Source organism: Streptomyces sp. YS415 (assembly GCF_023544665.1).
Classification (GTDB): domain Bacteria; phylum Actinomycetota; class Actinomycetes; order Streptomycetales; family Streptomycetaceae; genus Streptomyces.
Genome location: NZ_JAMJFL010000022.1, coordinates 100,165 through 121,938, shown reverse-complemented (window position 1 = coordinate 121,938; position 21,774 = coordinate 100,165). Strand labels below are relative to the sequence as shown.

Annotated in this window: 17 protein-coding genes; 13 read left to right on the top strand and 4 right to left on the bottom strand. The window is 72.7% G+C overall.

Going from position 1 to position 21,774, the window contains the following annotated elements; translation table 11 throughout:
• Positions 1–444: 444 nt before the first annotated feature.
• The 3 genes from M8H82_RS25645 (at position 445) to M8H82_RS25635 (ending at position 4,663) form a co-directional block, all read left to right on the top strand.
• Complete coding sequence (locus tag M8H82_RS25645; protein ID WP_250077385.1) at positions 445–1,407, top strand: SCO0930 family lipoprotein; 963 nt, start codon at positions 445–447, stop codon at positions 1,405–1,407.
• Positions 1,408–1,718: 311 nt separating this feature from the next.
• Entirely contained in the window at positions 1,719–2,531 is an 813-nt protein-coding gene (locus tag M8H82_RS25640) for an SAM-dependent methyltransferase (protein WP_250077384.1), read from the top strand.
• Entirely contained in the window at positions 2,528–4,663 is a 2,136-nt protein-coding gene (locus tag M8H82_RS25635; RefSeq protein WP_250077383.1) for an EAL domain-containing protein, read from the top strand. Before M8H82_RS25640 ends, M8H82_RS25635 begins: the two co-directional genes overlap by 4 nt.
• A gap of 114 nt (positions 4,664–4,777) precedes the next feature.
• On the opposite strand, the gene M8H82_RS25630 is transcribed toward M8H82_RS25635, so the two are convergent.
• Positions 4,778–5,662, bottom strand: coding sequence for a LysR family transcriptional regulator (locus M8H82_RS25630; RefSeq protein WP_250077382.1), 885 nt, complete (start codon positions 5,660–5,662; stop codon positions 4,778–4,780).
• 121 nt (positions 5,663–5,783) lie between these two features.
• Between M8H82_RS25630 and M8H82_RS25625 the strand changes: the two genes are divergently transcribed.
• The 7 genes from M8H82_RS25625 (at position 5,784) to M8H82_RS25595 (ending at position 13,133) form a co-directional block, all read left to right on the top strand.
• A complete protein-coding gene (locus M8H82_RS25625; protein WP_250077381.1) occupies positions 5,784–6,455 on the top strand; it encodes a succinate dehydrogenase in 672 nt (223 codons plus the stop codon).
• A gap of 1 nt (position 6,456) precedes the next feature.
• Positions 6,457–8,403 carry a fumarate reductase/succinate dehydrogenase flavoprotein subunit gene (locus M8H82_RS25620; protein WP_250077380.1) on the top strand — a complete coding sequence of 649 codons (1,947 nt, stop codon included), beginning with the start codon at positions 6,457–6,459 and terminating at the stop codon, positions 8,401–8,403.
• The gene (locus tag M8H82_RS25615; RefSeq protein ID WP_250077379.1) at positions 8,400–9,149 is read left to right on the top strand and encodes a succinate dehydrogenase/fumarate reductase iron-sulfur subunit; all 750 of its coding nucleotides are present in this window, start codon (positions 8,400–8,402) and stop codon (positions 9,147–9,149) included. The genes M8H82_RS25620 and M8H82_RS25615 overlap by 4 nt, the downstream gene beginning before the upstream one ends.
• A 101-nt stretch (positions 9,150–9,250) precedes the next feature.
• Positions 9,251–10,276, top strand: a complete 1,026-nt coding sequence (locus tag M8H82_RS25610) for a hypothetical protein (protein WP_250077378.1) — start codon at positions 9,251–9,253, stop codon at positions 10,274–10,276.
• Between the two features lie 130 nt (positions 10,277–10,406).
• Entirely contained in the window at positions 10,407–11,180 is a 774-nt protein-coding gene (locus tag M8H82_RS25605; RefSeq protein ID WP_250077377.1) for a GNAT family N-acetyltransferase, read from the top strand.
• Positions 11,180–12,139 (top strand): 1-acyl-sn-glycerol-3-phosphate acyltransferase, encoded by a 960-nt coding sequence (locus tag M8H82_RS25600; protein ID WP_250077376.1) that lies wholly within the window; start codon positions 11,180–11,182, stop codon positions 12,137–12,139. Before M8H82_RS25605 ends, M8H82_RS25600 begins: the two co-directional genes overlap by 1 nt.
• 10 nt (positions 12,140–12,149) lie before the next feature.
• On the top strand, positions 12,150–13,133 hold the full coding sequence (locus M8H82_RS25595) for a BtrH N-terminal domain-containing protein (RefSeq protein WP_250077375.1): 984 nt from the start codon (positions 12,150–12,152) through the stop codon (positions 13,131–13,133).
• A gap of 12 nt (positions 13,134–13,145) precedes the next feature.
• Here M8H82_RS25595 and M8H82_RS25590 read toward each other — a convergent pair whose 3' ends face one another.
• The 3 genes from M8H82_RS25590 to M8H82_RS25580 are packed head-to-tail and all read right to left on the bottom strand — an operon-like array spanning position 13,146 to position 17,178.
• Positions 13,146–15,482, bottom strand: a complete 2,337-nt coding sequence (locus M8H82_RS25590) for an excinuclease ABC subunit UvrA (RefSeq protein ID WP_250077374.1) — start codon at positions 15,480–15,482, stop codon at positions 13,146–13,148.
• Positions 15,483–15,522: 40 nt separating this feature from the next.
• Positions 15,523–16,539 carry an LLM class flavin-dependent oxidoreductase gene (locus M8H82_RS25585; protein WP_250077373.1) on the bottom strand — a complete coding sequence of 339 codons (1,017 nt, stop codon included), beginning with the start codon at positions 16,537–16,539 and terminating at the stop codon, positions 15,523–15,525.
• Positions 16,540–16,563: 24 nt separating this feature from the next.
• On the bottom strand, positions 16,564–17,178 hold the full coding sequence (locus M8H82_RS25580) for a TetR/AcrR family transcriptional regulator (RefSeq protein WP_250077372.1): 615 nt from the start codon (positions 17,176–17,178) through the stop codon (positions 16,564–16,566).
• 115 nt (positions 17,179–17,293) lie between these two features.
• Between M8H82_RS25580 and M8H82_RS25575 the strand changes: the two genes are divergently transcribed.
• The 3 genes from M8H82_RS25575 to M8H82_RS25565 are packed head-to-tail and all read left to right on the top strand — an operon-like array spanning position 17,294 to position 21,750.
• Positions 17,294–18,643 carry an MFS transporter gene (locus M8H82_RS25575; protein WP_250077371.1) on the top strand — a complete coding sequence of 450 codons (1,350 nt, stop codon included), beginning with the start codon at positions 17,294–17,296 and terminating at the stop codon, positions 18,641–18,643.
• A gap of 6 nt (positions 18,644–18,649) precedes the next feature.
• Positions 18,650–19,825 carry a thiolase family protein gene (locus M8H82_RS25570; protein WP_250077370.1) on the top strand — a complete coding sequence of 392 codons (1,176 nt, stop codon included), beginning with the start codon at positions 18,650–18,652 and terminating at the stop codon, positions 19,823–19,825.
• Complete coding sequence (locus tag M8H82_RS25565; protein WP_250077369.1) at positions 19,822–21,750, top strand: AMP-binding protein; 1,929 nt, start codon at positions 19,822–19,824, stop codon at positions 21,748–21,750. The genes M8H82_RS25570 and M8H82_RS25565 overlap by 4 nt, the downstream gene beginning before the upstream one ends.
• Positions 21,751–21,774: the final 24 nt, after the last annotated feature.

The window sequence follows — 21,774 nt, the reverse complement described above, 5'->3', positions numbered from 1 at the left end:
CGCCCGGTCCGGTCGAGGCGTACGCGCAGGCGTCGGCCGCCGCGGGGCCGGCGGGCGCCCCCACGAGCAGCCAGCTCAGCGCCAGCAGGGCCAATATCCGGGTCGCGAGGGCGGATTGGGTCGGTTCGGGTGCATGCACGACACATGATCCTGCGGCCTGACGGCAGCCCAGAAACCTTTCTTCTCAGGGGATTGCCCCGAAGGAGGGACGGTGTCAGCGGGCCGCTCGGTGGACCGCCCGCTCGCCCGTCCGCCGGCCCGATCGCCTGTGCGATCGCCTGTGCGAGAGGTGCCGGCGGCGCGGGATCCGGAAGGGCGGTGGCGCAGGTTCCGGAAAGAAATTCGCGCCCCGGTTGAACACGGCCGGGGTCCCCATGCGTACCCAATGTCGTGCGGCGGCGCAGCAGGGCGCTGCAACACCCGTACATCTATGGGGAGTTGACGATGAAGACCTCGTGGCGGAGCGCTTCGCTCGTGGTGAGTGCCGTGGCGACGCTGGCGCTGACGACGGCGTGCGGTCAGGAGACCACCCCGCCGGCGAGCAGCCAGAACGTCGGTGCGACAGCGGCGGCCGGAGACTACGGAACCGCGGGGACGGGCCTGGGCGACGCCGCCGATTCCGGCACCGCCGGGGCCGAGGCCGGGGCGCAGGGCGCCGCGACACAGACCACCCCCGCCGGTGAGCTGTCCGTGTCCACCAACGCCGAGCTCGGCCAGGTGCTGACCGACAGCGCCGGGCTCACCCTCTACCGCTTCGACAAGGACACCGCCGAACCGCCCAAGACGAACTGCGAGGGCGACTGCGCCACCACCTGGCCGCCGGTTCCCGCGGACGACGCCAGCGCCGGCGCCGGTGTCGACAAGTCCCAGCTCGGCGAGGTCACCCGGCCCGACGGCACCAAGCAGCTGACCATCGGCGGCTGGCCGGCGTACCGCTACGCCAAGGACGTCAACGCAGGCGACACCAAGGGGCAGGGCGTGGGCGGCACGTGGTACGCCCTGGCCCCCGACGGCAAGAAGGCCGAACTGGCCGATCTCCCGGGCCTGTCCACCCGGAAGGACGCCAACCTCGGCGAGATCGTCGTCGACCGGAACGGCATGACGGTCTACCGCTTCATGAAGGACGAGGCCTGGCCGAAGCCGGTCTCCGCCTGCACCGGCGCCTGCCTGGAGAAGTGGCCGGTGGTGGCGCCGGTGGCGAACAACGACACCAAGGGCGTGCAGAAGAAGGGCCTGATGAGCTTCACCCGGCCCGACGGCGCCAAGCAGCAGACGGTCAACTGCTGGCCGATCTACACCTTCGCCGGTGACAAGGCTCCCGGTGACACCAACGGCCAGGGCGTCGGCGGCACCTGGTACGCGGTGGCCCCCGACGGAAAGCCGGTCGGCGCTCCGGACAAGGAGTAGGAGGCGACACCGCAGGCGAGAGAGCCGGGCGAACGGCCGGCGCGCGACCACGGGTCCACCCCCTCCGCACCGCACGGAGGGGGTGGACTTGTCGTTCGTGGGGCGGTCGGCTCTCGTCCCCTTCCGCATGATTCACAACTCTGTGGAATGCTTCGGACGCATTTCGTAGCGGATTCACGGCCGGCGAATTCGGCACGTGCCGCAGGCAGTGACCGGGAACGGATGGTCAATTTCCGTTTCCGCTCGCTCCTTTGGCGGGCGATCAGTAGCCTCAGCTCGAACACTGGATCGCCTGAGCCTTGGAGAGATAGATGGAGCGTCCCGCCTGGGCACCACGGAGCATCGACATCTCGGTGCCGAGCGTCTCGCGAATCTACGACTACTACTTGGGCGGTTCGCACAACTTCGAGGTCGACCGGGAAGCCGCGCGCAAGGCCATGGGGTTCCTGCCGGGCCTTCCCAAGATCATGCAGGCGAACCGGGCGTTCATGCGCCGCGCCGTGCGCTATGCGGTCGGCGAGGGGATCACCCAGTTCCTCGACATCGGCTCGGGCATCCCGACCTTCGGCAACGTCCACGAGGTGGCCCAGGCGGCCAGCCCCGGCGCGCACGTGGTCTACGTCGACCACGACCCGGTGGCCGTCGCGCACAGCCAGGCGGTCCTGGACGGCGACGAGTTCACCGACGTCGTCGCGGCCGATCTGCGCAAGCCGATGGAGATCCTGGCGAGCCCTCAGGTCGAGCGGCTGATCGACCTGAACCGTCCGGTGGCGCTTCTGCTCGTTGCCATACTGCACTTCGTGGAAGACGCGGACGACCCGTACTCAGCGGTGGCCGAGCTGCGCGACGCGCTCGCGCCCGGCAGCCTGCTGATCCTCACGCATGCCTCGTACGAGGGAATCCCGCTTCCCGCCGAGCGGGCCGAGGGCACGGTGGGCGTATACAAGGACATTCGCAACCCGCTGATCATGCGCTCGCGCGAGGAGATCGCGCGGTTCTTCGAGGGGTACGACATGGTGGAACCCGGACTGGTGTCGATGCCGCAGTGGCGGCCGGACACCGCACCGGAGGAGGAGGACCCCTGGGCGTTCTCCGGTCTCGCGGGCGTGGGGCGTACGGCGTGAGCGCGGAGCCGGACGGGCCGGAGGACAGACTGCGCCGGTTCGCGACCATCTGGAGCCGGGCGGTGTTCCCGGTGACCTCGACGTCGTCGACCCGCCCGGAGTTCGAGGAGCAACTGCTGCCGCTCGCCCGCCGGTTGAGCCTGGCGCTCAGGGCCAGGACCTTCGACGCCGAGGAGGGCAGGGCGGTGGGCGCCGCCCTGGTGGACGCGCACTGCACCGACCCCGAGGCGCTCAGCCACAGCCTCGACTGCGTCGAGGCCTATCTGGTGCTGTACTGCGGCGGCGACGGCCCCCGGGAGGACCTGCGGGCCCGCTCGGCGCGGCTGCAGCACGCCATGGCCGCCGGGTACGCCCAGGCGCTGCGCGAGCGGACGCTGGCCGAGCAGGAGGCGATCTCCGTGGCCGCCCTGAAGGCGCAGGGCGTGGTGGCGCAGGCGCTGCACGCCAGTGAGGCCCGCTTCCGCGCGGTGTTCGAGGGCGCCGCCATAGGGATCGGCATCGCCGACCTCGGGGGCAACATACTGCAGGTCAACGGCGCGATGGTGCGCATGTTCGGCGGCGCCGAGCAGCTCGTGCGGGGCCGTAACGTCATGGACTGGACGCACCCCGAGGACGCGCCGCAGGTCTGGAAGCTCTACGAGGAGCTGGTGCGCGGCGAGCGCGAGCACTACCACGTGGAGAAGGCGTTCTACCGCCCCGACGGCACGGTCCTGTGGACCAACCTGACCGTCTCCCTGCTGCGCGACGCCGACGGCAACCCCGAGTACCAGCTGGCCCTCATGGAGGACACCACCGAGCGGCGGCTGCTCAACCTCCGGCTGCGCTACGAGGCCACGCACGACGCGCTCACCGGGCTGCCCAACCGCACGCTGTTCTTCGAGCGCCTGGAGAAGGCCCTCGGCGCGGGGGAGGGCCAGCGGTTCGGGCTGTGCTACCTCGACCTGGACGGCTTCAAGACCGTCAACGACAGCCTCGGCCACGCGGCCGGGGACCGGCTGCTGGTGGAGGTCGCCGACCGGCTGCAGGCCTGCGCGACCGCGCCCGGCGAGATGGTCGCCCGGCTCGGCGGCGACGAGTTCGTGGCGCTGACCACGGGACCGGACACCGAGCGGGAGGTCGACGAGCTGGCCTCCCGGATCATGGGCGCGCTGGTCGCCCCGATCAGCGTCGACGGCCGGGAGCTGACCGTGCGCGGCAGCATCGGCATCGTGGAGGGACCGGCGGGCGAGCGCAGCCCGGCGGAGGTGCTGCGCAGCGCCGACATCACGATGTACCGGGCCAAGTCGGCGGGCGGCAACCGCTTCGAGCTGGCCGACCCCGAGGCCGACGCCCGCGCCATCACGCGGCACGGGCTGACCACGGCACTGCCGACCGCCCTGGACCGGGGCGAGTTCTTCATCGAGTACCAGCCGCTGGTGCATCTCGGCGACGGCAGCGTCCGGGGCGCCGAGGCCCTGGTGCGCTGGCTGCACCCGCAGCACGGCGTCCTCGGCCCGGACCGGTTCATCCCGCTCGCCGAGCACACGGGACTGATCGTTCCGCTCGGCCGCTGGGTGCTGGAGCAGTCGGTGCGCCAGGCCCGGGAGTGGCGCGACCGGCACTCGGGCGCGGGCCCGCTGCGCATCAACGTCAACCTCTCCCCGTGCCAGCTCACCCACCCCGGCCTGGTGCAGGACACGGTGGACATCCTGGAGCGCACGGGCGTCGACCCCGACGCGCTCTGCCTGGAGGTCACCGAGTCGGCGCTGATCGGCGCCGACGACGACCTGCTCAAGCCCTTGCGCCGGCTGGCCGAGATGGGCGTCGACATCGCCCTGGACGACTTCGGCACCGGCTACTCCAATCTCGCCAACCTGCGCCGGCTGCCGGTGAGCGTCCTGAAGCTGGACCGCTCCTTCACCCAGAGCATGCAGCAGTTCCCGGCGGACCCCGTCGACCTCAAGATCGTCGAGGGGATCGTTTCACTGGCCCACAGCCTGGACCTCACGGTGACGGTGGAGGGCGTGGAAACCGGCGCCCAGGCCGAACAGCTCCGCATACTCGGCTGCGACACGGCCCAGGGCTGGTACTACGCCCGCCCGGGCCCACCCGAGCGCCTGCACGAGCTGGCGCTCGTCGACGCGACGGGCTGACCTTCCCGAACGCCCCTTGGGGAAACTCCCAAGGGGCGCGGGGAACTGCGCGAGCAACCACCGGCGACCGGCACCCCGCGACGACGAGCCACCGAGCAGACGCCCTCCGGGACGTCACCGCTCCAGCAACATCCGCTGCAACTCCCGCGCGGCCCGAGGCGGAGCCACATCGCTGCGGTGGGCCAGCGCGATCGTGCGGTGCAGGCCGGGTCGGGCCAGCGGGGTCACGCGCAGGCCGCGCCCGGCCCGCGCCGCCACCATGCGCGGTACGACGGCCACGCCCAGCCCCGCCCGCGCGAAGCCCAGCACGGCGTCCATCTCGCCGCCCTCCACCGCGAAGTCCGGTTCGAAGCCCTCCGCGCGGCAGGCCGCCACGGTGAGCTCGCGCAGGTCGTAGCCGTGGCGGAACATCACCAGGCGTTCGCCCTCCAGATCCGCGACGCTGATCGCGCGCTTGCCCCGGCCGGGCTTCGGGGCGTCCGGGGAGGAGACCACGACCAGGTCCTCGCGCAGCAGCTCCACCGTCGCCAGGGCGGGTGACGGGGTCGGCAGGGGGAGGACCACCAGCGCCAGGTCGAGCGCGCCGCGGGCGAGCTCGCGCACCAGGTCGTGGGAGCCGCCCTCCTCGATCAGCAGGCGGATGCCGGGGTAGCGGTCGTGGAAGGCGCGCAGGACGTCGGGGAGCAGACCGGTGCACAGGCTCGGTGTCGCGCCGAGCCGGACCCGACCGCTGCGCAACTGGACCAGCTCCTGCACCTCGAGCCGCGCTGTATCCGCGTCGGCCAGGATGCGCCGGGCCAGCGGCAGCAGGGCCTCGCCCGCGTCGGTGAGCGTGATGTTGCCCCGGGCCCGCAGGAACAGGTCCGCGCCGAGCTCCCGCTCCAGGGCCTTGATCTGCTGGGACAGGGACGGCTGCGCCACGTGGACCAGGTCGGCGGCCCGGGTGAAGTGCCGGGTCTCGGCGACGGCCACGAAGTACTGGAGCTGCTGGAACTGCATGGCCCCCACGATAGACGTTGGCTATGGAAACGAGCCGGAGGATGTCTTGGACCGATCGGCCACCCGCCCCGTAACTTCTGATGACATGGCTCTGGCAACGCGGACGGACCGACGACCGTCCATGGCACGCACGGTGTGGGACAGCTCCGTCGGCAAGAAGACCGTGATGGCGGTCAGCGGGCTGATCATGCTGTCGTACCTGGTCGTCCACATGATGGGAAACCTGAAGATCTTCTTCGGGGCCGGTGAGTTCAACGAGTACGCGCACTGGCTGCGCACGGTCGGCGAGCCCTTCATGCACTACGAGTGGACGCTCTGGCTCGTCCGCGTCGTGCTGGTGGTCGCCGTGATCGCGCACGGGGTCTCCGCGTACCAGCTCAGCCGACGCGACATCAAGGCGCGGCCCAGCAAGTACGTGCACAAGAAGCCGCGGGCGAGCTACGCCACCCGCACCATGCGCTGGGGCGGCATCATCCTCGCCCTGTTCATCGTCTGGCACATCCTCGACCTGACGACCGGCACCGTGCACTCGGGCGGCTTCGAGGAGGGGCGTCCGTACCAGAACGTCGTGGACACCTTCTCCACCTGGTACGGCAACGTCATCTACATCGTGGCGGTGCTCGCCGTCGGCATGCACATCCGGCACGGCTTCTGGAGCGCCGCGCAGACCCTGGGCGCCGGCAGCCGCACCCGCGACCGCGCCCTGAAGGCCGTAGCAAACGTTCTCGCGCTTGTGCTCACGTGCGGCTTCCTCGCCGTGCCCGTGGGCGTCATGACCGGAGTGGTGAGCTGAGATGACCTACACCGACTACCTGACCGGCGAGCCGGCCGTCGACACCAAGGCGCCGAAGGGCCCGATCAACGAGCGCTGGGACAAGCGCCGCTTCGAGGCCAAGCTGGTCAACCCCGCCAACCGGCGCAAGCACACGGTGATCGTCGTCGGCACCGGTCTGGCCGGCGGCTCGGCCGGCGCCACCCTCGCCGAACAGGGCTACCACGTCGTCCAGTTCTGCTACCAGGACTCCCCGCGCCGCGCCCACTCCATCGCCGCGCAGGGCGGCATCAACGCCGCGAAGAACTACCGCAACGACGGCGACTCCGTCCACCGCCTGTTCTACGACACCGTCAAGGGCGGCGACTTCCGGGCGCGGGAGTCCAACGTCCACCGCCTCGCGCAGATCTCGGTGGAGATCATCGACCAGTGCGTCGCCCAGGGCGTGCCCTTCGCCCGCGAGTACGGCGGTCTCCTCGACACCCGCTCCTTCGGCGGCGTCCAGGTCTCCCGGACCTTCTACGCCCGCGGCCAGACGGGACAGCAGCTCCTCCTCGGCGCCTACCAGGCCCTCAGCCGGCAGATCGCCGCCGGGAACATCGAGATGCACCCGCGCACCGAGATGCTCGACCTGATCGTCGTGGACGGACGGGCCCGCGGCATCGTCGCCCGGGACCTCATCACCGGCAGGATCGACACGTACTTCGCCGACGCCGTCGTCCTCGCCAGCGGCGGCTACGGCAACGTCTTCTACCTGTCGACGAACGCCATGAACTCCAACGCCACCGCCGTCTGGCGGGCCCACCGGCGCGGCGCCTGGTTCGCCAACCCCTGCTTCACGCAGATCCACCCGACCTGTATCCCGCGCACCGGCGACCACCAGTCCAAGCTGACGCTGATGAGCGAGTCGCTGCGCAACGACGGCCGGATCTGGGTGCCGAAGGCCAAGGGCGACGACCGCCCCGCGAACAAGATCCCCGAGGACGAGCGCGACTACTACCTGGAGCGGATCTACCCCTCCTTCGGCAACCTCGTGCCCCGTGACATCGCCTCCCGCGCCGCGAAGAACGTCTGCGACGAGGGCCGCGGCGTGGGACCGGGCGGGCAGGGCGTCTACCTCGACTTCGCCGACGCCATCAAGCGCATGGGCCGCAAGGCCGTCGAGGCCAAGTACGGCAACCTCTTCGACATGTACCACCGGATCACCGACGAGGATCCGTACCAAGTGCCGATGCGGATCTACCCCGCCGTGCACTACACGATGGGCGGACTGTGGGTCGACTACGACCTGCAGACCACCGTCCCCGGCCTGTTCGCCATCGGCGAGGCCAACTTCTCCGACCACGGCGCCAACCGCCTCGGCGCCTCCGCGCTGATGCAGGGCCTGGCCGACGGCTACTTCGTGCTGCCGGCCACCATCAACGACTACCTGGCCCGCAACCCGCACCAGGAAGCGGTCACCACCGAACACCCCGCAGTCCAGGAGGTGCTGGCCGAGACCGAGGACCGGATCAACCTCCTGCTCTCGGTGGACGGCGACCGCACCCCCGACTCCTTCCACCGCGAAGTCGGCGAACTGATGTGGGAGTTCTGCGGCATGGCCCGCACCGACTCCGGGCTGCGCAAGGCGCTGGAGCGCATCCCGCAGATCCGCGAGGAGTTCTGGCGGCGCATCAAGGTGCCCGGCACCGGCGAGGAGTTCAACCAGTCGCTGGAGAAGGCCAACCGGGTCGTCGACTACCTGGAACTCGCCGAGCTGATGTGCCTCGACGCGCTGCACCGCGCCGAGTCCTGCGGCGGCCACTTCCGCGAGGAGTCCCAGACCCCCGACGGCGAGGCCGAGCGCCGCGACGACGAGTTCTCCTACGCGGCCGCCTGGGAGTTCACCGGGACCGGCGAGGCCCCGACCCTGCACAAGGAAGACCTGGTCTTCGAGTACGTCCACCCCACTCAGCGGAGCTACGCATGAAGCTCACCCTGCGCGTCTGGCGGCAGAAGAACGCCGACGCCGACGGCGCCATGTCCACGTACGAGGTGGACGGGATCTCCTCGGACATGTCGTTCCTGGAGATGCTCGACACGCTCAACGAAGAGCTCATCCTGCGCGGCGAGGACCCGGTCGCCTTCGACCACGACTGCCGTGAGGGCATCTGCGGCGCCTGCTCCCTGGTCATCAACGGCGACGCGCACGGCCCCGAGCGGACCACCACGTGTCAGCTGCACATGCGGTCCTTCAAGGACGGCGACACGATCGACATCGAGCCGTGGCGGGCCGCCGCGTTCCCGGTGATCAAGGACCTGGTGGTGGACCGGTCGGCGTTCGACCGGATCATCCAGGCCGGCGGTTACATCACCGCGCCCACCGGCGCCGCTCCCGAGGCGCACGCCACTCCGGTGCCCAAGCCGGACGCCGACTTCGCCTTCGAGCACGCCGAGTGCATCGGCTGCGGGGCGTGCGTCGCCGCCTGCCCGAACGGCGCGGCGATGCTGTTCACCTCCGCCAAGGTCAACCACCTCAACGTGCTGCCCCAGGGCGCTCCCGAGCGGGAGACCCGGGTGCTGGACATGGTGGCCCAGATGGACGACGAGGGGTTCGGCGGCTGCACCCTGGCCGGCGAGTGCGCCACCGCCTGCCCCAAGGGCATCCCGCTGGTCTCCATCACCAGCATGAACAAGGAGTGGCTGCGGGCCACCCGCAAGGCGGGCAAGCGGTAGCGCAGCGGGGCAAGAACGTTCGCCGACAGGTGCGGACGAGCGGGGCTGGGAGGGTGCTCCCCGGCCCCGTTTCGCCTGACCGGGCTCGGTACGCTGCCCGTATGATCATGGGAAGTCACCAGCGGGAGCGGTTCGTTGAGGCCGTCGGCCGTTTCGAGGCCGCCGTGCGCGCACAGGAACCGGACCGGGCGGAGGACGCGTTCGACGAGCTGTACCGGAGCTTCCAGGACGCGGCACCGCAGGAGGTCGCCCGGGCCGCCCCGCGGCTGGCCGCGCTGCTGCCCGACGTGCCCCCGGGACCGCGCGCCACCATAGCCGTCATCGTCGGCGCCTGCGTCGAGGGCGGCGCCGACCCGGTGCCCTGCGCGCCGTACATCTTCGTGGAGCTCGCCGAGACGCTGGCCGCCGTGGGGGAGTTCTGCGAGCGCTGGGCGGAGACCGGTGGCGGGGACTTCCCCGATCCGGAGCCCGGCGGGGCGGACCCGGCGCTCCTGGAACGCGTCGGATGGGAGCCGGCCCTTGCCTGGCTGTCGATGCCCCAGTGGGAGATGGCGTCCCTCGCCATGCTCAACGACCCCGCCGTGCGCACCGGGCTGGACGGCTCGCTGCGGGCCCGGCTGCTGCGGGCGGTGCGGGCCGTGGCGGAGGCCTCGGGCCACGAGTTCAAGTGCCTGACGTACGCCCTGCTCGTCCTCGACGACGAGCCGCTGGTCGTGCTGCACCGCCCCACCGGCACCGGCTACCGGATGCGGATGAGCGGGATCGGCGACAACTTCCAGCTGCACACCCTGCTCGCGGACGTCCTCGTCGGCGGCGGCCATGTGCCCGGCCGGGCCCCCTCCCCGCAGGAGGCGGCGGTGTGCCGGGACGCGCCGGGGCAGGTGAACACCGTGGGATCGTTCAACCTGGTCACCCCCGGCGGGGAATGGGTGTGGAACGAGGGCACGCCCACCGACATCCCGGTCGTGGACGGCGTACGCCTGCTCGTCCTGGACCCGCCGCCCTACGAGCGCAGCTGGCCCTCGGGCCGGTTCTTCCCGCACATGACGGGTGACCTCGTCCTGGAGCGGGTACTCGACGCCGCGGAGACGCGGTACTGGCTGGAGGGGTGCGTGCCGCCCAGGTGACGGTGGCCCGAGCGTTCCGTTCAACAACCTCACATCCCCGCTCCTGACGCCGGTCACGCGCCGGACGCCCCGGGTCGGAAGAACTGGTTCGGCCGCTCAACCGTCCCCGGCCCGTGACCAGGAGTCAGCCATGACCGGCGTTTCCACGCTCGACCGCCCCCCGCAGCCGGCGGCCCCCACCCGCTACACCGTGAGCGTCGCCCGCACCGAGGACGACGTGCGGGCCGCCCAGCGGCTGCGGCACGACGTCTTCGCCGGGGAGATGGGCGCCCTGCTGTCCACCCCGCAGCCGGGGCACGACATCGACGCCTTCGACGCGTACTGCGACCACCTGCTGGTCCGTGACACGTTCACGGACCAGGTCGTGGGCACCTACCGGCTGCTGCCCCCGGACCGCGCCGCGGTCGCCGGGCGGCTCTACTCGGAGGGCGAGTTCGACCTCGCCCCCCTCGGCCCGATCCGCCCGGGCCTGGTCGAGGTGGGGCGCTCCTGCGTCCACCCCGACCACCGCGACGGCGCGGTCATCGGCCTGATCTGGGCCGGAATAGCCCGGTACATGGTGGGCAACGGCCACGAGTGGCTGGCCGGCTGCTGCTCCGTCCCGCTCGCCGACGGCGGCGCCCTCGCGGCCGGCACCTGGGACCGGGTGCGGGACAAGCACCTGGCGCCCGAGGAGTACCGGGTCCGTCCGCTGCTGCCCTGGAACGCCGAGGGCGTGGCCCGCCCCGAGGGCCGTACCGAACTGCCCCCGCTGCTGCGCGGCTACCTCCGCCTCGGTGCCTGGGTCTGCTCGGAGCCCGCGCACGACCCGGACTTCGGGGTCGCCGACCTGTACGTGCTGCTGTCGATGCGCCGGGTCAACGCGCGCTACCTGAAGCACTTCCTCTCGCTCGTCCCGGCCTGATGACCGACACGCTGCGCACGGTGCCCGCGGGGGTGCGGGTCCTGGCCCCGCGGCGCGAGCGCCGGGCGGCGGCGGCCGTGCCCCGCCCGGTCGTGCCGACGAGCGCCTGGCTGCCCACCGCGCCCTGCTCCCCGCAGGTCTGCGTCGCCTCCGCCCGCTCCCTGGCGGCCGTGCCGCGCGCGGCGCTGCGGCTCGGGGCGCTGCTGGTCACGCTGGCCGTGGGCATCGCCCTGGTGCCGGTGTTCGGGGCCGTGCCCGCCGCCCGCCGGGACCCGCTGATCCGCGCATGGAGCCGGGCGGTGGTCCGGGCCGGCGGGGTACGGACGCGCCTCACCGGTGCGGCGGCGCCCCACGGCGGTCTGCTGCTGGTCGCCAACCACATCTCGTGGCTGGACATCCCGTTGCTCGCCGCGGTGCGCCCGGCGCGGATGCTGGCCAAGGCGGAGATCCGGCGGTGGCCGGTGGCGGGCGCGCTCACCGCGCGCAGCGGCGCCCTGTTCATCGAGCGGGACCGGCTGCGGGCGCTGCCGCACACGGTCGCCCGGATCGCCGGGACCCTGCGCTCCGGCGCCGCGGTGGTCGCCTTCCCCGAGGGCAGCACCTGGTGCGGCCGGGCACAGGGCCCCTTTCGCCGGGCGGTGTTCCAGGCCGCGCTGGATGCGGGCGTGGCGGTGCAGCCGGTGCGGCTGCACTACCGGTCGGAGGGCGGCCCGGCGAGCACCGCGCCCGCCTTCGTCGGGGAGGACTCGCTGCTCTCCTCGCTGTGGCGGGTGGTCATGGCCCGGCACCTGGTGGCCGAGGTCGAGGTACTCCCCGAGATCCCGGCGGGCGCCCACCCCGACCGCCGGGCCCTGGCCCGCGCGGCGCAGCCGCAACCGGCCGCAGCGGAACTCGCCGGGGCCCACGCGGCACTGGCGGCGGAGCAGGTGCCGGGGCCGAGGGGGCGTGCGGCTCGGTAAGAATGACGGCATGACGATGGTGAAGGACGTCGATGCCCGCGGTATGCAGCACTGCGAGACGACGGCGCTGGGCGTGCTGCTGCGGCACGAGGGACTCGACTTGTCCGAGCCCATGCTGTTCGGGCTCGGTTCCGGGCTGTCCTTCGTCTACTGGGACAGCAAGGCCATGGGCTTTCCCTTCCTGGGAGGCCGGGTCAAGCCGTTCGAGCTCACCAGGAACCTGGCCACCGCCCTCGGACTCGAACTGCTGGTCAAGGAGACCACCTCGCCACGCAAGGCATGGCAGGACGTGGCAGCACCCCTCGACGCGGGCCGGCCGGTCGGCCTGCAGCTCGACAGCTACCACCTGGACTACTTCAGCAACAAGGTGCACTTCGGCGGGCACGTCGTGGCCATGTACGGCTACGACGACCAGGACGCCTACCTGGTGGACACCGCCCCGCAGGGCGGAGCCGTGTCGACCGGCCTCGCTGGCCTGGCCAGGGCCAGGGCCGAGCGCGGCCCCATGACCGCAAGGCACCGGTCCTTCACCCTGACGGTGCCCGGCAGCCCGCCGTCACCGCAGGACCGGATCATCCCCGCGATCAAGAAGTGCGCCGACGCCGTCCTGAACCCACCCATCGCGAACCTGGGTCACCGGGGCATCGAGAAAGCGGCCAGAGAAGTACCGAAGTGGCTGCGGCGCAGCGGGAATCCGCGGCAGGACCTGCCCCGGGCGGCCGTTCTCATGGAGCGGGCCGGCACCGGCGGCGCCCTGTTCCGCAATCTCTACCGGGACTTCCTCGCCGAGTGCGCCCAGCTGATCGACAGCAGCCAACTGCGCACCGGCCACCGTCTGTACACCGAGGCCGCCACCCTATGGACCGAGGTGGCCGCACTCGTCGCGGCAGCAGGGGAATCCGGCGACGTGGAGCACCTCGATCAGGCCGGCGTCGTCCTCCACGAGCTCGCCCGCGTCGAACGCGACGCGATGCTGGCCCTCAGCCTGCTTTAGGAGCCTGATCGCCTAGGAATCCGCCACCGCGCGGGCCAGATACCCCGCCGTGACGCTTCCCTGCGCCCGCGCCACCTCGGCCGGTGGTCCCGCCGCCACGATGCGGCCGCCCGCGTCGCCGCCGCCGGGGCCGAGGTCGATCACCCAGTCCGCGCCCGCGACCACCGCCATGTCGTGCTCGACGACGACCACGGTGTGCCCGGCGTCGACGAGGCCGTGCAGTTGCCGCATCAGCACCTCGACGTCGGCCGGGTGGAGTCCGGTCGTCGGCTCGTCGAGGAGGTAGAGGGTGTGCCCGCGGCGCCCGCGCTGGAGTTCGTTCGCCAGCTTGATCCGCTGGGCCTCGCCGCCGGACAGTTCGGTCGCGGGCTGCCCGAGCCGCAGATAGCCGAGGCCGACGTCGAGGAGCGTGCCGAGGCTGCGGGCGACGGGCGGGGTGTCCGCGAAGAAGTCCGCCGCCGCCTCCACCGTGAGGTCCAGCACCTGCGCGATGTTCCGCCCCCGGTACGTCACGTCCAGTGTCTCGGGGCGGTAGCGGGCGCCCCCGCAGTCGGGACACGCCGCGTACGTGCTCGGCAGGAACAGCAGCTCGACGCTGACGAACCCCTCGCCCTGGCAGGTCTCGCAGCGGCCCCCGGCGACGTTGAAGGAGAACCGGCCGACGCCGTAACCCCGCTGACGTGCCTGGTCCGTGGCCGCGAACGCCTTGCGGACGACGTCGAACAGACCGGTGTAGGTGGCGAGGTTGGAGCGCGGGGTGCGCCCGATGGGCTTCTGGTCGACACGGACCAGGCGTCCGACGCCCGTGAGGTCCTCCGTGATCTCCCCGACCAGGGTGGACTTCCCGGAACCGGAGACCCCGGTCACCGCAGTGAACACCCCGAGCGGGAACTCGGCCGTCACCGCGCGCAGATTGTGCCGGGTGACCGGGCCGACCTTCACCTGCCCGCTGGGCGTGCGCACTTCGCGTACGGGGGCGGGGGTGCGGTCGAAGAGGAAGCGGGCCGTCGCCGACTCCTCGACCGCGGCGAGCTGCTCCGGCGGTCCGCTGTACAGCACCTGCCCGCCGTGCTCGCCCGCGCGCGGGCCTACGTCCACCAGCCAGTCGGCGCCGCGCATCACGTCCAGGTGGTGCTCCACCACGAACACCGAGTTCCCGGCGGCCTTCAGCCGCGCCAGCACCGTCAGCAGCGCCTCCGTGTCCGCCGGGTGCAGTCCGGCGGACGGCTCGTCGAGGACGTAGACGACGCCGAAGAGCCCGGAACGCAGTTGGGTGGCCAGGCGCAGGCGCTGGAGCTCGCCCGCGGAGAGGGTGGGGGTGGCGCGGCCGAGGCTGAGGTAGCCGAGGCCCAGCTCCAGGACCGGGGCGATCCGGGAGCGGAGGTCCTCGGTGAGGACACGGGCGGTCGGGGAGGTGCCGTGCAGGACATCGGCGAGCTCCACCAGCGGCAGCGCCGCGAGTTGGGCGATCGTACGGCCCGCGAAGGTCACCGCGAGGGCCTCGGGGCGCAGCCTGCTGCCGCCGCAGGCCGGACAGGGCGCACTGACCAGGAAGCGCTCCGCCTTGGCGCGCAGGGTCGCGCTCCTGGAGTCGGAGAACGTCTTCATGACGTACCGCCGGGCGCTCATGTACGTGCCCTGGTACGGCCGTTGGATCCGGTCGGCGTCCCGCACCGGATGCACCGTGACGACCGGCTGCTCGTCGGTGAACAGGATCCACTCCCGCTGCTCGGCCGGCAGTTCGCGCCAGGGCCGGTCCACGTCGTGGCCGAGCGCGTCGAGGATGTCCCGCAGGTTCTTGCCCTGCCAGGCGCCCGGCCAGGCGGCGACGGCGCCGTCCCGGATCGACAGCGAGGGGTCGGGGACCAGCAACTCCTCGGTCGTGCGGTGGACTCGGCCCAGGCCGTGGCACTCGGGGCAGGCTCCGGCCGCCGTGTTGGGGGAGAAGGCGTCGGAGTCGAGCCGCTCGGCGCCCGGCGGGTAGTCGCCGGCGCGGGAGAACAGCATGCGCAGCGAGTTGGAGAGGTTGGTGACCGTGCCGACCGAGGAGCGTGAGGTGGGTGCCGAGCGGCGCTGCTGGAGCGAGACCGCGGGCGGCAGCCCGGTGATCTCCCCGACCTTCGGCGCCCCCACCTGGTGGATCAGCCTGCGCGCGTACGGCGCCACCGACTCGAAGTAGCGGCGCTGCGCCTCGGCGTAGATCGTGCCGAAGGCGAGCGAGGACTTCCCCGAGCCGGAGACGCCGGTGAACACGGCCAGCACGTCCCGCGGGATGTCGACGTCCACGCCCTTGAGGTTGTGCTCACGGGCGCCCCGGACACGGACGTACGGGTCGTGGGGCTCGGGCATGGAGGGACTCCGGTGGGGCGGGGGGACAAACCCCGCAATTCTACGGGACCGGTCCGCGGGCGGCTTCCCTGATCCTGGCGAGGCGGCGGTAGGAGTCCAGCAGGGACCCGCGGTCGTAGGTGCTGGTGGTGACCAGGACTTCCTGGGCGCCGGTCTCCTTCAGCAGGATGTCCAGCTCGTCCGCGACCTGTTCCTCGGTGCCCGCGATGTGACCGGTCAGGCCCTGCTCGTAGAAGCCGCGCTCCTTGGCTGTCATGGTCAGCGCCTCGACGCGTTCGGCGGGCGGCAGAGGCGGGAAGGTGCCGTGCGTGCGGGAGTACGCCATCGACCAGGCCTCCGGGATCAGCAGGCGCCGGGCCTCCTCCGGGCCGGCGGCCACGGCGATCGTGCCGGAGACGACGACGTAGGGTTCCGCCGCCCAGGGGGAGGGGCGGAAGTTCGCGCGGTAGTGATCGATGCCGCGCTGCATCTTCGGGCGGTTCCTGAGGTCGCCGATGACCATGGGCAGCCCGGCGCGGGCCGCGATGGCGGCGCCTTCCCCCATCGCGAGCACGAACGGCGGCACGGTCAGCCCCTCGGCGGGGCGGGCGTGCACTCCGGTGGGCGAGGTGCCCCGGAACCAGCCGAGCAGCTCGTCGAGCTGCCCGGCGAAGTCCTCGGCGTCGTCCTTGTCCCGGCCCAGCGCCCTGCGCACCCCGTCGGTGAAGCCGACGGAACGGCCGAGGCCCATGTCGATCCGGCCCGGGAAGAGCGACTCCAGCACCCCGAACTGCTCGGCGACGACGAGCGGGCGGTGGTTCGGCAGCATCACCCCGCCGGTTCCCACCCGGATCGTGCGGGTGGCCGAGGCGACCGCGGCGGCCAGCACGGTCGGGGCGGAACCGGCGTCGCCGGGCACGCCGTGGTGTTCCGAGACCCACAGCCGGTGGTAGCCGAGGCCTTCCAGCTCCCGGGCGAGGGCGACGGTGTCGCGCAGCGCCTCGGCGTTCGAGTGGCCCTCGCGGGTGCGGGAGCGGTCGAGGACGGAGAAGCGGGTCTGCGCGATCACGGAACTCATACCGGGTACAACACCGGACCGCCGTCAGGATTCCTTGAGTGCCGCCATGACGGCTTTGGTGAGGCGGGTGACATACGCGTCGTCGGTGGGGCCGCCCACGGCGAGCATCCTGAAGTACAGCGGGGCGCCGAAGAGGTCGACGGCCAGGCCCATGTCGGTGTCGGGGGGCAGTTCGCCGCGGTCCACGGCTTGGCGCACGAGGGTCGCCACCGCCGCGCGGCGGGGGGCGAGGACCGCCTGGTGGAGCGCGTCGCGCAGGGACGGGTTACGGGCCGACTCGGCCACCAGGTCGGGGATGATCCGGCCGACCAGCGGGTGGTGGAGGTCGGCCATGGTGTGCCGGACGAAGCGCTCGACGTCGTCGCGGAGCGAACCGGAGCCGGCCGGCTCGGGGAGGTGGGCGGCGGCCGCCTCGGAGACCAGTTCCACCACCATGGCCTCCTTGGCGGGCCAGCGGCGGTACAGCGCCGCCTTGCCGACGCGGGCCCGGCGGGTGACGGCCTCCATCGACATCCGGGCGTACCCGGTCTCGGCCAGTTCCTCGAACACGGCCCGTCTGATCGTCTCGGTCACGGATTCCCGCAGCACCGCCGAGCCGGTGGGCCCGCGGTCGGCCGCTTGGCGGCTGGTCGACTCCACGGCGGGAGATTAACACCGGACGGAACGGTTGCGTTCCGTCCGGCCCGGGAGTACGTTCCGCCGAGACGGAACGGCCCCGTTCCGTTCCGCAGAGGGCAAAGGGGGCCCGCCGCACATGACCCTGGAGGCCGACACCCAGCCGGCCGAGGCGGACGGTACCCGGCGCCGGGCCCGCACCGTCCTGATCGTGCTGGCGCTCTTCATCGTGATCAACGCCGCCGACAAGGCCGTACTCGGTCTGACCGCGGGCCCCATCAAGGACGAACTCGGCCTGACGGCAACCGAGTTCGGCACCATCGCCGGAAGCTTCTATCTGCTGTTCAGCCTCTCCGCCGTCTCGGTCGGCTTCCTCGGCGACCGCATCCGCCCCCGGCCCCTGCTCGCCGTGCTCGCCCTGGTCTGGGCGGCGGCGCAACTGCCGATCCTCCTCCCCGCCGCAGGATTCGGCGCGCTCGTCGCGACCCGGGTGCTGCTGGGCGCGGGTGAGGGGCCGGGCTATCCGCTGGCCAACTACACCGCCTTCACCTGGTATCCGGAGAAGCGGCGCGCCCTGCCCTCGGCCGTCGTGGTCGCGGGCGGCGCGGGCGGCACCGTGCTGGCCGCCCCGCTGGTCGTCCTGGTCAGCGAAACCCTCGGCTGGCGGGCCGCGTTCGGCCTGCTCGGCGTCGCGGGCCTGCTGTGGACCGCGCTCTGGCTGCGGGTCGGCGGCGGCGGCCCGTACACCGCCCGGCTCGGCCCGAAGGACGAGGTGCCCCGAGCGGCACCGGCCGCCGTCCCCTTCTGGCGCGTTCTCGCCACCGGCACCTGGCTGGGGGCCACCCTCTCCACCTTCGCGGTGATGTGGACGCTCGCGCTCGGCTTCGCCTGGGTGCCGCTCTACCTGGAGGAGCAGGCGGGGTTCAGCGACGCGGAGGTCAGCGCGATCGTCGGCCTGCCCGCGCTGTCGATGGCCGTGCTGGTGCTCGGCGCCGGCGCGCTCGCGCACCACCTCCTGCGCCGAGGGGTGACCGCCCGGGTCGCCCAGGGACTGATCGGAGCGCTGCTGCCGCTGCTCGCGGGGGCGTGCCTGTTCCTGATGACCCCCGCCCCCGGCACCGCCCTGCTGCTGCCGCTGCTGGTGCTGGCCTTTTCCGCGGGCAACGGCCAGACCCCGCTGACCAACGCGGCCATCGCCGACATCTGCCCGCCCGGCCGGCGCAGCGCCGCCCTCGGACTCTCGTACGCCCTCGCCTCTCTCTCCAGCCTGTTCGCCCCCTATGTCACCGGCCGGATCATCGACGCGGCGCCGACCGAGGGCATCGGCTACGGCCGGGCCTTCGACCTGGCCGCCTGGCTGCTGATCGCCGGGGCCGTGCTCTCGATGCTCCTGATCCGTCCCGACCGCGACGCCCGGATCCTGCTCGGGCACACCGCCCCGCAGCCGGGCCTGTCCGCCGCGAACTCAGAGCCCTCAGCGAAGGAGTGACCGCCGATGCCCATGGACATCGCCGTCGTCGAAGGGGCCCGTACCCCGATCGGCCGGTACCAGGGCGCACTGGCGTCCGTACCGGCCCACCGGCTCGGCGCCCTCGTGATCCGGGAGGCGGTCGCCCGCGCCGGCACCGATCTCGCCGCCGTCGACGAGGTCGTCCTCGGCTGCGTCGGCCAGGTCGGCCCCGACGCCTTCAACGCCCGGCGGGCGGCCCTGGCCGCCGGGCTGGCGACGCGCACCACCGCGTACAACGTCAACCGGCTGTGCGGGTCCGGGCTCCAGGCCCTGTGGTCGGCCGCGCAGTCCCTCACCGTCGGCGCGGCCGACGTCGTCGTGGCCGGCGGCAACGAGTCGATGACCCGGCAGCCCGCACTGGACTACAGCGGGCGCGCCGCCGGCGAGGTGCCCGGCGCGGCCGTCGTCGACGGCACCCTCTCCCTGGTCACCGATCCCTTCGGGCAGTACCCGATGGGCATGACGGGCGAGGTGGTGGCGGACCGGTACGGCGTCGCGCGAGGGCGTCAGGACCGGTGGGCCGCCGAGAGCCAGCGCCGGGCCGCCGTCGCCGTCCGGGAGGGGCGGTTCCGGGACCAGATCGTGCCCGTGGACATCCCGGACGGCACCGTCGAGCGGGACGAGCATCCCCGGCCCGGCACGACGCTCGAGAAGCTGGCCGCTCTGCCCGCCGTGTTCGCGCGGAGCGGCACGATCACCGCCGGGAACAGCGCCGGCATCAACGACGGCGCCGCCGCCGTCCTGCTGACGCGCACCGCGGACCTCGCCGAGGGCGTCACACCGCTGTGCGAGCTGCGCGAAGTGGTCGTCCGGGCCCTCGAACCGGAGATCATGGGCGTCGCGCCCACCGAGGCGATCCGGGCCCTGCTGCACCGGAGCGACCTGACCCTGGACGACATCGACGTGATCGAGCTCAACGAGGCGTTCGCGGCCCAGGTCCTCGCCGTCATGGACGGTCTCAAGCTGGACCCGGACCGGGTCAACCCGAACGGCGGCGCGATCGCCCTGGGCCATCCCGTCGGGGCCACCGGAGCGGTGCTGCTGCTCAAGGCGGCACACGAACTGCGCCGCACCGGCGGCAGGTTCGCCGTGATCGCCCTGTGCATCGGCGGCGGCCAGGGCATCGCCGCGCTGATCGAGAACCCGGGCGCGCTCCGGTGAGCGGCTACGCCTGGTACCCGGACCCTGAGCACGTCGAGCACAGCAACATCGCGGCCTTCTGCCGCCGGCACGGCGTCGACGGCGGCTACCGCACCCTGCAGGCCCGGTCCGTCGCCGACCCCGAGTGGTTCTGGGAGCGGGCCGTGCAGGACCTCGGCATCGTCTGGCACGTGCCGCCGCAGCGCGTCCGCGACGACAGCGGGGGCATCGCGTTCACCCGGTGGTTCCCGGGCGGCCGCACCAACCTCGTGGAGTCCTGTCTGGAACGCCAGGTACGGCTGGGACGCGGGGGCGACCCCGCACTGCGCTGGGAACGCGAGGACGGCAGGCGCGGAGTGCTCACCTACGGCGAGGCGGCCACCCGGAGCGCCCGGGTGGCGGGCGGGCTGCGCGAGCTGGGCGTCACGGTCGGGGACCGGGTGGCCGCGTACCTGCCCCCGGGCCCCGAGGCCTTCGTCCTGCTCTTCGCCTGCGCGCGCATCGGCGCCGTCCTGGTGCCGCTGTTCTCCGGGTTCGGCGCCGACGCGATCGCGGTCCGGCTCGCCGACGCCGAGCCCCGGGTCCTGGTGACCGCGACGGCCACGGTCCGCCGCGGACGCCGCCACGACATGGTGGGTACCGCCCGCACGGCAGCGCGGACGGTGTCGTGCGTACGGCACCTCGTCGTCGTCCCCGACCGGGCGGGCGCGGCCGGGGATTCGGGCCCGACATGGGACACGCTGGCCGGGGCCGAGCCCGCCGAGTGCGTCCCGCTCGCCGTCGACACGCCCTTCCTCCTGCTGCACACCTCCGGCACCACCGGCCGGCCCAAGGGCGCCGTCCACACCCACGGCGGCTTCCCGGCGCAGGTGGGCAGCGAGACCCGGTACAACCTCGACCTCCGGCCCGACGACGTCGTGTGCTGGGTGACCGACCCGGGCTGGATCATGTTCCCGCTCGTCGCCGTCGGCGCCACCCTCGCCGGTGCCTGCGTGCTGACGTACGAGGGAGCGATCGACCATCCGGACACCACGCGCCTGTGGCGGCTGCTCGACGACCACCGGGTCACCGTCTTCGGCAGCTCGCCCAGCCTGTCCCGGACCCTGATGCGGCACGGCGCGCGCCACCCCGAGTCCCCCGGCCGGCTGCGGATCCTCGGCTCCACCGGGGAACCGTGGACCGAGGAGGCCTGGCACTGGTACTTCGCCGAACTCGGCGGGAAACGCTGCCCGGTCATCAACATCTGCGGCGGCACCGAGGTCGGCGGCTCCCTGCTCGCCTCCGCGCCCACCCTGCCCCAGTCGCCCTGCGGCTTCGCGGGCCCCTGCCTGGGCGTCGACGCGGCCGTCGAGGACGCCCTGGGCGCCGAGCCGCCCGAAGGACAGGCCGGTGAGCTGGTCGTACGGCAGTCGTGGCCGGGCATGACCCTGGGGCTGTGGCGGGCCCGCGAACGGTTCGCCCGGGCCTACTTCACCCGCAGGCCGGGCCGTTGGTCGCACGGGGACCTCGTCTCCCGCGCTGGCGGGGAGTGGTTCGTGCACGGCCGGCTCGACGACGTCATCAAGGTGGCCGGCAAACGCCTCGGCCCCACCGAGGTGGAGGACGCCGTCCTCGGCGACCCGGCCGTCGGTGAGGCGGCCGCGGTCGGCATCCCGCACCCCGTCAAGGGCGAGGCACTGTGGTGCTTCGCGGTCCCGGTGGCCGACGGGCCGCTCGGCGCACCGGAGCGCGAGCGGATCCGCGCCCGGGTCGCCGACGCCCTCGGCGCCGCGTTCCGGCCCGGCCGGGTCGTCGCCGTGCCCCAGCTGCCCAGGACCCGCAACGGCAAGGTGATGCGGCGCCTGATCCGCGACGTGGTCACCGGCGAGGAGCCCGGCGACCTGTCCACCCTCGTCAACCCCGAGAGCCTCGACGCCCTGCGCACGGCCGTACGGCAGCAGCACTGACGACGGACAACCCGCCCCTGCAGC